The sequence below is a fragment of the Mycobacterium sp. SVM_VP21 genome, assembly GCA_024758765.1.
Classification (GTDB): Bacteria; Actinomycetota; Actinomycetes; order Mycobacteriales; family Mycobacteriaceae; genus Mycobacterium; species Mycobacterium heraklionense_C.
On record CP101406.1, the window covers coordinates 298,324 to 313,171 of the forward strand.

The 14,848-nt window shown below is 67.2% G+C and carries 13 protein-coding genes; 11 read left to right on the forward strand and 2 right to left on the reverse strand.

The genetic code is table 11. The annotated features are described in order from the left end of the window. Positions 1-48 precede the first annotated feature (48 nt). The 11 genes from nuoE to NM962_01655 are packed head-to-tail and all read left to right on the forward strand — an operon-like array spanning position 49 to position 13,137. Positions 49-828 carry an NADH-quinone oxidoreductase subunit NuoE gene (gene nuoE / locus NM962_01605; protein UVO14497.1) on the forward strand — a complete coding sequence of 260 codons (780 nt, stop codon included), beginning with the start codon at positions 49-51 and terminating at the stop codon, positions 826-828. Then, on the forward strand, positions 825-2,177 hold the full coding sequence (gene nuoF / locus NM962_01610; GenBank protein ID UVO12891.1) for an NADH-quinone oxidoreductase subunit NuoF: 1,353 nt from the start codon (positions 825-827) through the stop codon (positions 2,175-2,177). The genes nuoE and nuoF overlap by 4 nt, the downstream gene beginning before the upstream one ends. Next, entirely contained in the window at positions 2,174-4,573 is a 2,400-nt protein-coding gene (locus NM962_01615) for an NADH-quinone oxidoreductase subunit G (protein UVO12892.1), read from the forward strand. Before nuoF ends, NM962_01615 begins: the two co-directional genes overlap by 4 nt. Then, positions 4,570-5,799, forward strand: coding sequence for an NADH-quinone oxidoreductase subunit NuoH (gene nuoH, locus NM962_01620; GenBank protein ID UVO12893.1), 1,230 nt, complete (start codon positions 4,570-4,572; stop codon positions 5,797-5,799). Before NM962_01615 ends, nuoH begins: the two co-directional genes overlap by 4 nt. Next, on the forward strand, positions 5,792-6,361 hold the full coding sequence (gene nuoI / locus NM962_01625; protein UVO12894.1) for an NADH-quinone oxidoreductase subunit NuoI: 570 nt from the start codon (positions 5,792-5,794) through the stop codon (positions 6,359-6,361). Before nuoH ends, nuoI begins: the two co-directional genes overlap by 8 nt. Next, positions 6,361-7,179, forward strand: coding sequence for an NADH-quinone oxidoreductase subunit J (locus tag NM962_01630; protein ID UVO12895.1), 819 nt, complete (start codon positions 6,361-6,363; stop codon positions 7,177-7,179). Before nuoI ends, NM962_01630 begins: the two co-directional genes overlap by 1 nt. Continuing rightward, positions 7,176-7,475 (forward strand): NADH-quinone oxidoreductase subunit NuoK, encoded by a 300-nt coding sequence (gene nuoK, locus NM962_01635; protein UVO12896.1) that lies wholly within the window; start codon positions 7,176-7,178, stop codon positions 7,473-7,475. The genes NM962_01630 and nuoK overlap by 4 nt, the downstream gene beginning before the upstream one ends. Before the next feature lie 15 nt (positions 7,476-7,490). Next, on the forward strand, positions 7,491-9,425 hold the full coding sequence (gene nuoL / locus NM962_01640; protein ID UVO12897.1) for an NADH-quinone oxidoreductase subunit L: 1,935 nt from the start codon (positions 7,491-7,493) through the stop codon (positions 9,423-9,425). Further along, positions 9,422-10,999 carry an NADH-quinone oxidoreductase subunit M gene (locus NM962_01645; GenBank protein UVO12898.1) on the forward strand — a complete coding sequence of 526 codons (1,578 nt, stop codon included), beginning with the start codon at positions 9,422-9,424 and terminating at the stop codon, positions 10,997-10,999. Before nuoL ends, NM962_01645 begins: the two co-directional genes overlap by 4 nt. Positions 11,000-11,001: 2 nt before the next feature. Then, positions 11,002-12,609, forward strand: a complete 1,608-nt coding sequence (gene nuoN / locus NM962_01650) for an NADH-quinone oxidoreductase subunit NuoN (GenBank protein UVO12899.1) — start codon at positions 11,002-11,004, stop codon at positions 12,607-12,609. Between the two features lie 39 nt (positions 12,610-12,648). Then, positions 12,649-13,137, forward strand: a complete 489-nt coding sequence (locus tag NM962_01655; GenBank protein UVO12900.1) for a flavin reductase family protein — start codon at positions 12,649-12,651, stop codon at positions 13,135-13,137. Positions 13,138-13,156: 19 nt separating this feature from the next. Here NM962_01655 and NM962_01660 read toward each other — a convergent pair whose 3' ends face one another. Both NM962_01660 and NM962_01665 read right to left on the reverse strand, forming a co-directional pair. Then, on the reverse strand, positions 13,157-14,137 hold the full coding sequence (locus NM962_01660) for a Gfo/Idh/MocA family oxidoreductase (GenBank protein ID UVO14498.1): 981 nt from the start codon (positions 14,135-14,137) through the stop codon (positions 13,157-13,159). Positions 14,138-14,151: 14 nt separating this feature from the next. Beyond that, the gene (locus NM962_01665; protein ID UVO12901.1) at positions 14,152-14,847 is read right to left on the reverse strand and encodes a PIG-L family deacetylase; all 696 of its coding nucleotides are present in this window, start codon (positions 14,845-14,847) and stop codon (positions 14,152-14,154) included. Position 14,848: the final 1 nt, after the last annotated feature.

The following is a 14,848-nucleotide window of genomic DNA, read 5'->3' on the forward strand; positions in this document are numbered from 1 at the left end:
GGCGAGATCGACAAAGTCGGCGTCAACAAGACCGGGCGCGGCCGGTTGATGCCGCCGACCGCCGGGACCGACGGCAACCGAGTCTTTCTGCAGCTGGGCCGACAGCCCGAGGAACCCAACCAGTTCAACCACCCCGGCGCGCCGACCACCTACTCCCCCGACGTGCGGGCCCAACTGGAGGCCGACGCCAAGGAGATCATCGGCCGCTACCCGCAGCCACGCTCGGCGATCCTGCCGCTGCTGCATCTGGTGCAATCGCAGGACACCTACGTCACCCCGGCCGGCCTGTCGTTCGTCGCAGAGCTGCTCGGACTGACCAGCGCCGACGTCGCCGGAGTCGCGTCGTTCTACTCGATGTACCGGCGTGATCCCACCGGCAAGTACCTGGTCGGCGTCTGCACCAACACGCTGTGCGCGGTGATGGGCGGCGACGCCATCTACGACGGCCTCAAGGAGCACTTGGGCGTCGGAAACGATCAGACCACCGCGGACGGTTCGGTCACCCTGCAGCACATCGAGTGCAATGCCGCCTGCGATTACGCGCCGGTGGTGATGGTCAACTGGGAGTTCTTCGACAACCAGACTCCGGAATCGGCACGCGAATTGGTCGACAAGTTGCGTGACGACGCCGAGGTGCGGCCCACCCGCGGGATGCCGCTGTGCAGTTTCGCGGCCACCGAGCGGATTCTCGCCGGCTTCCCCGACGATCGCTCCGACGACGGCCAAGGCGGTGCCGGCGCGGCGACGCTGGCCGGCCTGCAAGTGGCCCGCGAACGTGGGATGACGGCACCGGAGCCCGGCAGCAACGCCGATAGGGGTGCGAAATGACCCTTACCAAAGGAACACCGCCCGAGGGCACACCGCTGACTCCGGTGCTCAGCAGCTACTGGGACGAACCCGAGTCGTGGACCCTTGAGACCTACCGCCGCCATGACGGCTACCTCGGCATGAAGCGCGCGCTGGCGATGACACCCGACGAAGTCATCGAACTGGTCAAGGACTCCGGGTTGCGTGGCCGAGGCGGCGCCGGGTTCTCCACCGGAACCAAGTGGTCCTTCGTCCCCCAGGGCAGTGAAGGCGCCGGCGCGAAGCCCCACTATCTGCTGGTCAACGCCGACGAGTCCGAGCCCGGCACCTGCAAGGACATGCCGCTGCTGATGGCGACACCGCATGTGCTCATCGAGGGCATGATCGTGTGCTGCTACGCGATCCGCGCCCGCCACGCCTTCATCTACATTCGCGGCGAGGTGCTGCCGGTGGTGCGTCGGATGCAGGCCGCGGTCGCCGAGGCGTATGCGGCCGGGCTGCTGGGCACCGACATCGGCGGTAGCGGCTTCGACCTGGACATCACCGTGCACGCCGGAGCGGGCGCCTACATCTGCGGCGAGGAGACCGCACTGATCGAGTCGCTGGAGGGCTATCGAGGCCAGCCGCGGCTGCGCCCGCCGTTCCCCGCGGTGGCCGGGTTATACGCGTCGCCGACGGTGGTCAACAACGTCGAATCGATCGCCAGTGTGCCGTCGATCCTGCGCAACGGCCCAGAGTGGTTCCGGTCGATGGGAACCGAGAAATCCCGCGGATTCACCCTGTATTCGCTGTCCGGGCACGTCAACCGGCCCGGCCAGTACGAGGCGCCGCTGGGCATCACGCTGCGCGAGCTGCTCGGCTACGCCGGCGGGGTACGCGACGGACACCGGTTGAAGTTCTGGACGCCGGGCGGATCGTCGACCCCAATCCTGACCGACGAGCACCTCGACATCCCGTTGGACTACGAGGGCATGGCCTCGGTGGGCTCGATGCTGGGCACCAAGGCATTACAGATCTTCGATGAGACCACCTGCGTGGTGCGTGCGGCCGGACGCTGGTCGGAGTTCTACAAGCATGAGTCCTGCGGCAAGTGCACGCCGTGTCGTGAGGGCACCTACTGGCTGGTGCCCATCTACGAACGGCTGGAATCCGGCCGCGGCACCCCGCAAGACCTCGAGACGCTGCTGGACATCGCCGACGTTTTGTTCGGAAAGTCCTTCTGTGCCTTGGGTGATGGCGCGGCCATGCCGGTGAAGTCGTCGATCCAGTACTTCCGTGATGAGTACATCGCCCACCTCGAGGGGGGCTGCCCGTTCGACCCGAAAGCGAGCATGTTCGTGCCAGGTGGAGCAGCAGGCGGTGTGGCGTGACTCAAACTTCTCAGCCTGACGGCCAGGAGTCGGTGACCCTCACCATCGACGACCAACAGATCACGGTCCCCAAGGGCACCTTGATCATTCGGGCCGCCGAACAGTTGGGCATCGAAGTTCCGCGATTCTGTGACCACCCGCTGCTGGACCCGGTGGCCTGGTGCCGGCAATGCATGGTCGAGGTGGAGGGCCAGCGCAAGCCGCAGCCGTCGTGCGCGGTGGCCGCCACCGACGGAATGGTGGTACGCACCCAACACACCTCCGCCGAAGCCGACCGCGCCCAGCACCTGGTGATGGAACTGCTGCTGATCAACCACCCGCTGGACTGCCCGACCTGCGACAAGGGCGGTGAGTGCCCGCTGCAGAACCAGGCGATGTCGCACGGCCGCACCGAGACTCGCTTCGAAGAGACCAAACGCCATTATCCCAAGCCGATCAACATCTCCTCGCAGGTACTGCTGGACCGGGACCGTTGCATCCTGTGTGCACGCTGCACCCGCTTCGCGAATGAGATCGCCGGGGACAAGCTCATCGAGATGATGGATCGCGGCGCCCTGCAGCAGGTCGGCATCTACACCGACACGCCGTTCGACTCCTACTTCTCGGGCAACACCGTGCAGATCTGCCCGGTGGGCGCGCTCACCGGCGCCTCCTACCGGTTCCGGGCCCGCCCCTTCGACCTGGTTTCCACCCCCACCGTCTGCGAGCACTGCGCCGGCGGCTGCGCCGAACGCACCGACCACCGTCGCGGCAAGGTGATGCGACGGATGGCCGGCGAAGACCCAGACGTCAACGAGGAATGGAACTGCGACAAGGGCCGCTGGGCGTTCACCTACGCCACCCAGGGCGACCGGATCACCACACCGCTGGTCCGTGACGACAGCGGGAATCTGGTCGCGACCTCCTGGCCGCACGCGGTGGCGGTCGCGGCACGCGGCCTGGCCGCAGCGCGCGGGCGCACCGGAGTGCTGGTCGGCGGCCGGATGTCGGCCGAGGACGCCTACAGTTACGCCAAGTTCGCCCGGGTGGCGCTGCACAGCGATGACATCGACTTCCGGGCGCGCGCCCAGTCCGCCGAAGAGGCCGCGTTCTTGGCTGCCCGGGTGGCAGGCCACGGGATCGATGTCAGCTACGCCGACCTGCAGGCCGCGCCAGCGGTGCTGCTGGCCGGCCTGGAGCCCGAGGAAGAAGCACCGATGGTCTTCCTGCGGCTGCGCAAGGCGGCCCGCAAGAACGCCACCAAGGTGTTCAGCCTGGCGCCGTTTGCCGATCGCGGGCTGACCAAGATGTTCGGCACCCTGTTGGCAGTCGTTCCCGGCGGCGAGGCGGCGGCGCTGGACGGCCTGCACACCGGAGACGTCGGAGATTCCCTTCGCCGGCCGGGCGCGGTGGTGCTGGTCGGCGAGCGGCTGGCCGCCTCACCGGGAGCACTGTCGGCGGCGCTCCGGCTGGCCGGCGCCACCGGCGCGAAGTTGGCCTGGGTGCCTCGCCGGGCCGGGGAACGCGGCGCACTGGACGGCGGCGCGCTGGCCGGCCTGCTCCCCGGTGGGCGTCCGCTGGGTGACCCGGCGGCACGCGCCGAAGTCGCGCAGGCCTGGGGTCTCGACGGCCCCGACGACCTCCCGTCGCAGGCCGGGCGCGACACCGACGCCATCCTGGCGGCCGCGGCCGACGGAACGTTGGGAGCACTGGTGGTCGGCGGGGTGGAGCCGACCGACTTGGCCGACCCGGCGGCGGCACTGGCCGCCCTGGACGCGGTCGGATTCCTGGTCAGCCTCGAGTTGCGGCACAGCGAGGTCACCGAACGTGCCGACGTGGTGCTGCCGGTGGCTGCCGCGGCCGAGAAGTCCGGCACCTACGTCAACTGGGAAGGCCGCCATCGACGGTTCGGTGTCGCACTCGGTGATACCGGCGCGCTACCCGACCGGCGAGTGCTCGACGTCCTCGCCGAGGAGATGGGCGTCGCGCTGGGACTGGCCACCCTGGAAGCCGCGCGCGACGAGCTGGCGAGACTGGGCATCTGGTCCGGTGAGCGAGTCGCCGACCCCGACGTCGCCGCGGGTTCACCAACGCAGCCCGGCACCGGCGAAGCCGTGCTGGCCGGTTGGCGCATGCTGCTGGACGAGGGGCGCATGCAAGCCGGCGAACCGAACTTGGCCGGCACCGCCCGCCAACCGGTGGCGCGCCTGTCGGCGACGACGGCCGCCGATATCGGTGTGGCCGAAGGTGAACCGGTCACGGTCAGCACCGACCACGGCAGCATCACCCTGCCGTTGGTCATCACCGAGATGCCGGACAACGTGGTGTGGCTGCCGATGAATTCGCGCGGCTCCGCGATGCACCGGGATCTCGGGGCCGCCCTGGGCGCGACGGTACAGATTGGACGCAAATCATGACCGATCCCTGGTGGTTGATGCTGGCCAAGGCGCTGGGCGTCTTCGTGTTCCTGATTCTCACCGTGGTCCTGGCGATCGTCATCGAACGAAAAGTCGTGGGCCGCATGCAGATGCGCCCCGGACCCAACCGGGTCGGACCGAAAGGCTGGCTGCAAAGCCTGGCGGATGCGATCAAACTGGCGCTCAAGGAGGACATCACCCCCTTCAACGTCGACCGCGCGATTTACGCGTTGGCACCGATCATCTCGACGGTGCCGGCAATCACCGCATTCGCCGTGATCCCGCTCGGCCCGGAGGTCAGCATTTTCGGCCACCGCACCGCACTGCAACTGGCGGACCTGCCGATCGCGGTGCTGTTCGTTCTGGCGATGTCCTCGATCGGGGTGTACGGGATCATCCTGGCCGGCTGGTCGTCGGGATCCGCCTATCCCCTGCTCGGCGGGATCCGCTCCACCGCCCAGGTGATCTCCTACGAGGTCGCGATGGGCCTGGCCTTCGCGTCGGTATTCCTCTACGCCGGAACCATGGCGACCTCGGGCATCGTGGCGGCCCAGGATCGGGCCTGGTTCGCGTTCCTGCTGATGCCGTCGTTCATGGTGTACCTGACCGCGATGGTCGGTGAAACCAACCGGGCCCCGTTCGACCTGCCCGAGGCCGAAGGCGAGTTGGTCGGTGGTTTCCACACCGAGTACTCATCGCTGAAGTTCGCCCTGTTCTTCCTCGCCGAATACATCAACATGACCACGGTTTCGGCCGTCGCCGTCACGTTGTTCCTCGGCGGCTGGCACGCTCCGTTCCCGTTCAACATGTGGCCGGCCGCCAACACCGGCTGGTGGCCGTTACTGTGGTTCACCGCCAAACTGTGGGGTTTCATCTTCGTCTACATCTGGCTGCGCGGCACCCTGCCCCGGCTGCGTTACGACCAGTTCATGGCGCTGGGTTGGAAGATCCTGATCCCGGTGGCGCTGGCCTGGGTGATGCTCGCCGCGGTGCTGCGCAGCCTGCGTAACGACGGCTACGAGCACTGGCAGCTGGCACTGGCCGGCATGAGCACGCTGACCACCGTGGTGCTGCTACTGGTGCTGCATCGCAAATTCAGCGCGCTGAACAGTCGCCTCGACGAACCAGCACCGGCGGCTCCTACCGTCGCGTCCGAAGGATCATTCCCGACACCACCGCTGCCGCAACGCAATCCATCGCGGGTCAAGGAGGACGTCAATGGCTAGCTTGAGAGACGCCCTGGCCGGGTTCGGCGTCACCTGGAAGACGATGTTCAAGCGGCCGATCAACGACGGCTATCCCGAACACAAGAAGCCGACGGCGCCGCGCTACCACGGCCGTCACCAACTCAACCGGCACCCGGACGGGCTGGAGAAGTGCATCGGGTGCGAATTGTGCGCGTGGGCCTGCCCGGCCGACGCCATCTACGTGGAAGCAGCCGACAACACCGACGAGGAACGCTTCTCCCCCGGCGAACGCTACGGCCGCGTCTACCAGATCAACTACCTGCGCTGCATCGGCTGCGGACTGTGCATCGAGGCCTGCCCCACCCGCGCGCTGACCATGACCAACAACTACGAGATGGCCGCCGACAACCGCGCCGAGCTGATCTGGGAGCGCGATCAGTTGCTGGCGCCGCTGGGACCCGGCATGATCGCGCCGCCGCATGCGATGCCGCCCGGCGCCACCGAAAAGGATTATTACTTGGGCAGGGTCAGCCCGGCCGGGCTCGACGCTGACCCGGACCTGTTCGTGATGCTCGACCGAGTCAAGCAGGGCAAAGCCTGATGGGCACCACGCTGCTCGCCGCCGACATCGTCGTGCGCACCTCCACCGGGGAAGCGGTGACGTTCTGGATTCTGGGTGCCCTTGCCGTGGTCGGAGCCATCGGCGTTGTCACCGCCGCCAAAGCGGTGTACTCGGCACTGTTTTTGGCGATGACGATGCTGATCCTGGCGGTGTTCTACTTCACCCAGGACGCCATGTTCCTCGGGGTGGTGCAGATCGTCGTCTACACCGGCGCGGTAATGATGCTGTTCCTATTCGTGATGATGCTGATCGGTGTCGACTCCGCTGAGTCCCTGGTGGAGACCCTGCGCGGCCAGCGGGTCGGCGCGACGCTCGCCGGGATCGGTTTCGGGATGCTGCTGATCGCCGGGATCGGCGGCGCGACAATGCACCTACGCAGCATCGGCACGCCCGCCGCGACCGGCACCGGGTCGGCGGACCTGAGCCAGCACAACGTCGAGGGACTGGCGGCGCTGATCTTTACCCGCTACTTGTGGGCGTTCGAGCTCACCAGTGCGCTCCTGATCACCGCGGTGCTCGCCGCCATGGTGCTGACACACCGCGAGCGACTGCAGCCGCGAATGACACAGCGGGAGCTGTCCATTCAGCGCTTCCAGGCCGGCCGACGAGCGACACCGCTGCCCACCCCCGGTGTCTATGCCCGCCACAACGCCGTCGATATCGCCGCACGCCTGCCCGACGGCACCTACTCGGAGCTGTCGGTGTCGGATACCTTGACGCACCGCTGGGTCGGTGCCACCGGCAACGCCGAACATGCCGACGATGCGATCGCCAACGGGGAGGAATCGGACCAGTGAATCCGGAGAACTACCTGTACCTGTCGGCAATGCTGTTCACCGTCGGCGCCACCGGAGTGCTGTTGCGCCGCAACGCGCTGGTGATGTTCATGTGCGTCGAGCTGATGCTCAACGCCGCCAACCTCGCGTTCGTCACCTTCGCGCGGCTGCACTCCCAGCTCGACGGCCAGATGGTGGCGTTCTTCACCATGGTCGTCGCCGCCTGCGAGGTGGTGATCGGTCTGGCCATCATCATGACGATCTTCCGGGCCCGGCGATCCGCCTCGGTCGACGACGCGAACCTACTGCGCGGCTAGGAGTTTGGGAGCGCTATGACGAACATGAGTCAGCTGAGCTGGCTGCTGGTGGCGCTGCCGACGGCCGGTGCGCTGATCCTGTTGCTCGGCGGGCGCCGCACCGACCGGTGGGGACACCTGCTGGCCTGCGCAGGCGTGCTCGGCTCCTTCGGGATCGGGCTGGCCCTGCTGGCCGAGATGCTCGGCCGCACCGGCGATGACCGGGCGATTCACACGCACCTGTTCAGCTGGGTGCCGGTCGGTGCCCTGCAGGTCGATTTCGGGATACTGATCGACCAGCTGTCGATCTGCTTCGTACTGCTGATCAGCGGCGTCGGCGCGTTGATCCACATCTATTCGACCGGCTACATGAAGCACGACCCCGACCGCCGGCGCTTTTTCGCCTACCTGAACCTGTTCGTCGCGGCGATGCTGCTGCTGGTCGTCGCCGACAACTACCTGGGTCTCTACGTGGGCTGGGAAGGTGTGGGTCTGGCGTCTTACCTGCTGATCGGATTCTGGTACGCCAAGCCGGTAGCCGCCGCTGCCGGCAAGAAGGCGTTCGTGTCCAACCGGGTCGGCGACATCGGGCTCTCGCTGGCCATGTTCGTCATGTTCGCCGGATTCGGCACGCTGTCCTACGACGGCCTGTTCGGCGCGGTCGGTGACGCCGGCCCCAGCGGCCTGACCACCGCCATCGGTCTGCTGCTGCTGGTGGGCGCCTGCGCCAAGTCCGCACAAGTTCCGTTGCAGGCCTGGTTGTTCGACGCCATGGAAGGCCCCACCCCGGTGTCGGCACTGATCCACGCGGCCACCATGGTGACCGCCGGCGTGTACCTGATCGTGCGGTCCGGCCCGGTGTTCGACCTGTCCCCCGACGCCCGGCTCGCGGTGGTGGTGGTCGGTGCCCTCACGCTGCTGTTCGGCGCGATCATCGGCTGCGCCAACGACGACATCAAGCGGGCGCTGGCCGCCTCCACGGTGAGCCAGATCGGCTACATGGTGCTGGCCGCGGGCCTGGGTCCGGCCGGTTACGCGGTCGCGATCATGCATCTGCTCACCCACGGTTTCTTCAAGGCGGGGCTGTTCCTGGGCTCCGGGTCGGTGATGCACGGGATGAACGACGAACAGGACATGCGCCGCTACGGTGCCCTGCGCAGCTTCATGCCGGTGACGTTCGTGACGTTCGGCCTGTGTTACCTGGCGATCATCGGGGTGCCGCCTTTTGCCGGCTACTGGTCCAAGGACGCCATCATCGAGGCCGCGCTGGCCTCCGGCGGCACTCGCGGCTGGGTGCTGGGGGCGGTCACGATCCTGGGCGCGGGTATCACCGCGTTCTACATGACCCGGGTGATGCTGATGACGTTCGGCGGCGAGCGTCGCTGGGCCGCCGACGATTCCGAGGTGAGTGCGGAGCGCGCGCTGCAGCACCCGCACGAATCCCCGGGGGTGATGACCTGGCCGATGATCGTGCTGGCTCTGGGCGCGGTGTTCGCCGGTGCCGCACTGGCCATCGGCGGGCGCCTGGAGCACTGGCTGGAGCCGGTGGTCACTCGGGTGGCGCCGGTGGCCGAACACGCGCACGCGATCCCGGCCTGGCTCACCGGTGCGGTCACCCTGGGCGTTGTCCTGCTCGGTGTTGCGGTGGCCTACAACATGTACGGCCGCAAGCCGATACCGATCACCGCGCCCACCGACGTGTCTGCGCTGACGGTGGCGGCCCGCAAGTATCTCTACGGCGATGCCTTCAACGAGGAGGTGCTCATGCGTCCGGGTAACCGACTGGCACAAGCCATGGTCAGCGTCGACGACCGGGTGGTGGACGGCTCGGTCAACATGACCGCCGGACTGGTCGCGATCGCGTCATACCTGGTGCGGCGCCTGCAGACCGGGTACGTGCGCTCCTACGCGCTGACCATGTTGGCCGGCACGGTCCTAGTCATCGCAGTCGTGTTGGCGGTGCAGCTGTGAACGCGAACCTGCCCTGGCTGAGCCTGCTGTGGCTGATACCGCTGGTCGGCGCCGGCTTGGTCATCGTGTTGCCGTCCCGGCTGACGGAGCTGGCGAAGTGGACCGGCCTGCTGGTGAGCCTTGCGACCCTGGCGGTGTCGATCGTGGTCACCGTCGGGTTCGACACGACCCCGGTTGCCGCGCCCTACCAATTCGTCGAATCTCATACCTGGATACCGGCATTCGGGGCGAGCTACACGCTCGGCGTAGACGGTATCGCGGTGATCCTGGCGTTGTTGACCGCTGGGCTGGTGCCGTTGCTGATGCTGGCCGGCTGGAACGACGGCGATACCGGTGGCGCGGGCCTCCGCAGCCGGGGTCCGCACGCGTTCGCGGCGCTGACGCTGACCGTCGAGGCGATGGTGCTGATCTCGCTGGTCTCGCTGGACGTGCTGCTGTTCTACGTGTTCTTCGAGGCGATGCTGATCCCGATGTACTTCATGATCGGCGGCTTCGGCACTGGCGCCAAACGCTCCCAAGCGGCGTTGAAGTTCCTGCTGTACAACCTGTTCGGCGGTCTGATCATGCTGGCCGCGGTGATCGGGGTGTACGTGGTCAGCACCGGCGAAGGCGTCTCCGGCGGCACCTTCGACTTCCGTGAGTTGGTCTCGATCTTCTCCCCGGCCACCACCACCGTGGATCCCGGCGTACTCAAGCTGCTGTTCGCCGGCTTCATGTTCGCCTTCGCGGTCAAAGCCCCGCTCTGGCCGCTGCACCGGTGGCTGCCCGACGCGGCGGTGGAATCTACCCCGGCGACCGCGGTGCTGATGATGGCGGTGATGGACAAGGTGGGGACCTTCGGGATGCTGCGATACTGCCTGCAGCTGTTCCCCGACGCCTCAACGTATTTCCGCCCGGCCATCATCGTGCTGGCGGTCATCGGCGTGGTCTACGGCGCGATGGTGGCGATAGGCCAGCGCGACATGATGCGGTTGATCGCCTACACGTCGATCTCGCACTTCGGTTTCATCATCCTGGGGATCTTCGTGATGACCAGCCAGGGCCAGAGCGGTTCGACGCTCTACATGCTCAACCACGGGTTGTCCACGGCGGCACTGTTCCTGATCGCCGGTTTCCTGGTGGCTCGGCGCGACGGCGCCCGGGCGATCTCGGACTACGGCGGCGTGCAGAAAGTGGCCCCGGTGATGGCCGGCACCTTCATGGTCGCCGCGATGGCCACCCTGTCGCTGCCCGGTCTGGCCCCGTTCATCAGTGAGTTTCTGGTCTTGATCGGCACGTTCAACCGGTATTGGGTGGCGGCTGCGGTCGGTTCCACAGCGCTGGTGTTGTCGTCGATCTACATGTTGTGGCTGTATCAGCGGGTGATGACTGGCCCGGTCACCCAAGGCAATGAACGGATCCGCGATCTGGTGCCGCGGGAGTTGCTGGTCGTCACACCGTTGATCGCACTGCTGCTGTTCCTCGGCTTCTACCCCAAACCCGCGCTGGACATCATCAATCCGGGCGTCGAGCACACCTTGACCACGATTGGTGAGACCGACCCGGCACCGCTGACCGCTGAGGGGGCGCACTGACCATGTCGGGCATGCCAATCCCATCCGTCGAATACGGCCTCGTCCTGCCGCTGCTACTCGTTTTCGGTACGGCGGTCACCGGCGTCCTCTTCGAGGCGTTCATCCCGCGTCGGGCACGGTACGGGATGCAGTTCCTGCTCGCCGTCGGCGGCTTGATCGCGGCGTTCGCCGCCGTCGTCGCGGTGGGCCGCGAATTGCCGGAAGCCGGCCGCATCGCAGTGCTGGGCGCCGTGGCGGTCGACAGACCCGCGCTGATACTGCAGGGCACCATCGTGCTGGTCGGGATCATGGCCGTGGTGTTCATTGCCGAGCGCAATATCGGCGCGGGTATGCCCGAAGGCCCGGGAGCGGCGACAGCACCCGCCCCGACCGCCCCCGCACACGCGGGCCTGGACGCGTTCACCCCGCAAGCGTCGACGGTCCCGGACAGCATCGCCGAACTCGACGCGGCCCGCGCCGGCGTGGCCCAGACCGAGGTGTTCCCGCTGACCCTGCTGGCGGTCGGCGGCATGATGGTGTTTCTGGCCGCCAACGACCTGGTCACCATGTTTGTGGCGCTGGAAGTGCTCTCGCTGCCGCTGTATCTGCTGTGTGGGCTGGCTCGCTACCGCCGCCTGCTCTCACAGGAAGCGGCGCTGAAGTACTTTCTGCTGGGCGCGTTTTCCTCGGCGCTGTTCCTGTTCGGCGCTGCATTGCTCTACGGCGCCACCGGGACGCTGACGCTGCCGGATATCGGCGAGCAGTTGTTCGCTCACAGCAACGACCCGCTGGCGCTGATCGGCGCCGGACTGCTGCTAGTGGGCTTGTTCTTCAAAGTCGGCGCCGTGCCGTTCCATTCGTGGGTTCCCGACGTCTACGTCGGGGCGCCCACGCCGATCACCGGTTTCATGGCGGCAGCCACCAAGGTCGCCGCATTCGGGGCGATGCTGCGGATTCTCTACGTCGCACTGCCCGCGCTGCATGACCACTGGCGCCCACTGCTGTGGCTGATCGCGGTACTGACCATGGTGGTGGCCACCATCGCCGCGATCACCCAGACCGAGGTCAAGCGGATGCTGGCCTACTCCTCGATCGCCCACGCGGGCTTTGTGCTGACCGGTGTGCTGTCCGCGATTCCGGCGGGAATCTCCGCGACGCTGTTCTATCTGGTCGCCTACAGCTTCTCCACGGTGGGCGCCTTCGCGGTGGTGAACCTGATTCGCAGCTCCAGCGGCGAAGAGGAGCTCGACATGTCGCGGTGGGCCGGGTTGGGCCGGCGTTATCCCGTTGTGGGCCTACTGTTTTCGATGTTCCTACTGGCGTTCGCCGGCATCCCGCTGACCAGTGGGTTCATCAGTAAGTTCGCGGTGTTCAAGGCCGCCGCCGAGGGTGGCGCGGCGCCACTGGTGGTGGTCGGCGTGATCGCCAGCGGTGTCGCCGCCTACTTCTACGTCCGGGTGATCGTGTTGATGTTCTTCACCGACTCCCCCGCCGATCCGCCGCACTTGGTGCTGCCGAGCGTATGGAGCAAGGCGGCCATCGCGCTGTGCGCCGCGATAACCGTACTACTGGGGGTACTGCCGCAGCCGCTGCTCGACCTGGTGGACGCCGCAACCCAATTCGCGCAGTAATCCAGCGCGCCCGTCGCGCGTCGGGTACATGATGGACAGATGCAGGACGAGTCATTTCAGCAGTTGGTCACCATGCTGGACTACACCATGTTCGTGGTGACCACGGCGACCGACGAACGCGCCTCGGGTTGTCTGGTCGGGTTCGCCACCCAGAGCAGCATCGAGCCGCCGAGGTTCCTGGTGGGAATGTCCAAGCGCAACCACACCTTCGAGGTGGCTGCCGAGGCCGAACACTTGGCCGTTCACGTCCTGGCGCGCCGCGATATCGAGCTGGCCCGGCTGTTCGGCGGTCAAACCGGCGACGACATCGACAAATTCGAGCGCTGCTCCTGGCACAGCGGTCCCGCGGGAATGCCCATCCTCGACGATGCGCCGGCATGGTTCGTCGGCAAAACACTGCGCCGGATCGACCTCGGTGACCACATGGGCTACCTGTTGGAACCCGTGGCCGGATATGCCGCCCAGGGCGACGAGGAGCTGCTGTCGCTTTCCGATGTCGACGATCTCCAACCGGGCCACACGGCCTGACCGGACGGCTGAGCGGCGATCAGCCCGGTTCGCGCAGCGGAAGCCCGGCAGCGGTGTAGATCGCGTCGATGACGGTCATGTTCTCGATCGCGTCTTCCGGGGTGGTGCGCACCGGCACGCCACGCAGCACGGCGTCGGTGAACGCGTCGAGCTGGTAGGCATAGGACGCTCGGTGGGTGAAACGCTCGACGCGCTTGCCCTTCGTCGATCGGACCCGCAAGCGGTGGAAGTATTGCGGCATCAGCGGGTTGAGCGCCCGCAGCTCGCCGTGCTCGCCGATTACCCGGGCGCTGATCTGGAGCAGGTTCGATGACCACAGCGAGCAGCGGATGGTCCCGGTGTGCCCGGCGGGAAACCGCAGCTGTGCCGTCATGGCCCGGTCGACGAGCGGATCGCGCAACTTCGCCTGCGCCGAAACGACTTCCGGGGTAGCGCCGCCGAAGGTGCGGGCCATGTGCACCGCATAGCAGCCGGCGTCCATCAACGCCCCACCGGCCAGCGCATACCGATAGCGGATGTCGGAGAAGCGGGGCAGCGGAAAGCTCAGCGCGGTGTCCACGTGCCGCAGCTCGCCCAGTTCGCCGGAGGCGATGATCTCTTCGATGCGCGCGGTCATCGGGTGGTAGCGGTAGTGAAACGCCTCCATCACCACCCGATCCGAGCCCGCAGCCGCCGCGGCCATCTCGCGGGCTTCCTCGGCGTTGGCGGTGAACGGCTTCTCGCACAGCACGTGCTTGCCGGCATCCAGTGCGGCGCGGGTCCATCTGCCGTGCAGGTGGTTCGGCAGCGGGTTGTAGATGGCATCGACCTCGGGATCGGCGATCAACGCGTTGTAGCTGGCGTGCACCCGGTCGATGCCGTGTTTAGCGGCAAACGCCCGAGCCCGGCCGATGTCGCGTGCTGCCACTGCGCTCACCACGACTTCGGGGTTGGCGGCGGCAGGTTTGAGCAGTGCATCCGGGGTGATCCGCGCCGCTCCGAGCACGCCGATACGCAGCATCGTCGCGGTTCCGGTCACCCGACGGCACTCCTCTGCAGCAGGAACCCGGCCACCCGGCGACCGGGTTGGGCCGAGGTGGTCATCTCGACCACGCGGCGCGCCTGCTCGTGCACCGGGGTGGCCGGGTCGAGCACCGCCAGGTAGACCTCGTGGGCGGACAGGGACTGCGTCGCGATGTCGAGGTAGTCCGCCACGTCCTCGACGTGGGTGGCCCCCGGGCCGCCCTGGAACAGCCAGCGTGGCGGGTCCTCGCACGTGTCCCAGGCGTCGGTGACTGCGGCGGCGAATTCGATGTGGTCACGCTGGTTGGGCATGCCCGGCCCGAACTCCGCACCGCCGTAGATCGTCACCACTACGTCGGGTCGCACCGCGCCGATCACCGAGACAATCTTGGCGCGCAACTCCGGCGTGTTGCGGATGTTGCTGTCCGGGAAACCCCAGAAGTCGACGTCAGAGACCCCCACGATGGCCGCCGCCCGCCGTTGCTCATCCTCGCGCAGCGGCCCGGCCTGCGCCGGCTCCATGCCGGCAATGCCCGCTTCCCCACTGCTGGCCAGCGCATAGCGGACGGTCTTACCGGCGGCAGTCCATTTGGCCACTGCGGCGGCGACGCCGTATTCCGGATCGTCGGGGTGCGGCACCAACACCAGCAGCGACGTCCATTCTTGCGGGAAGGGCTGTGGCCCGGAGGGCCCGAACGGCTGAGCCATG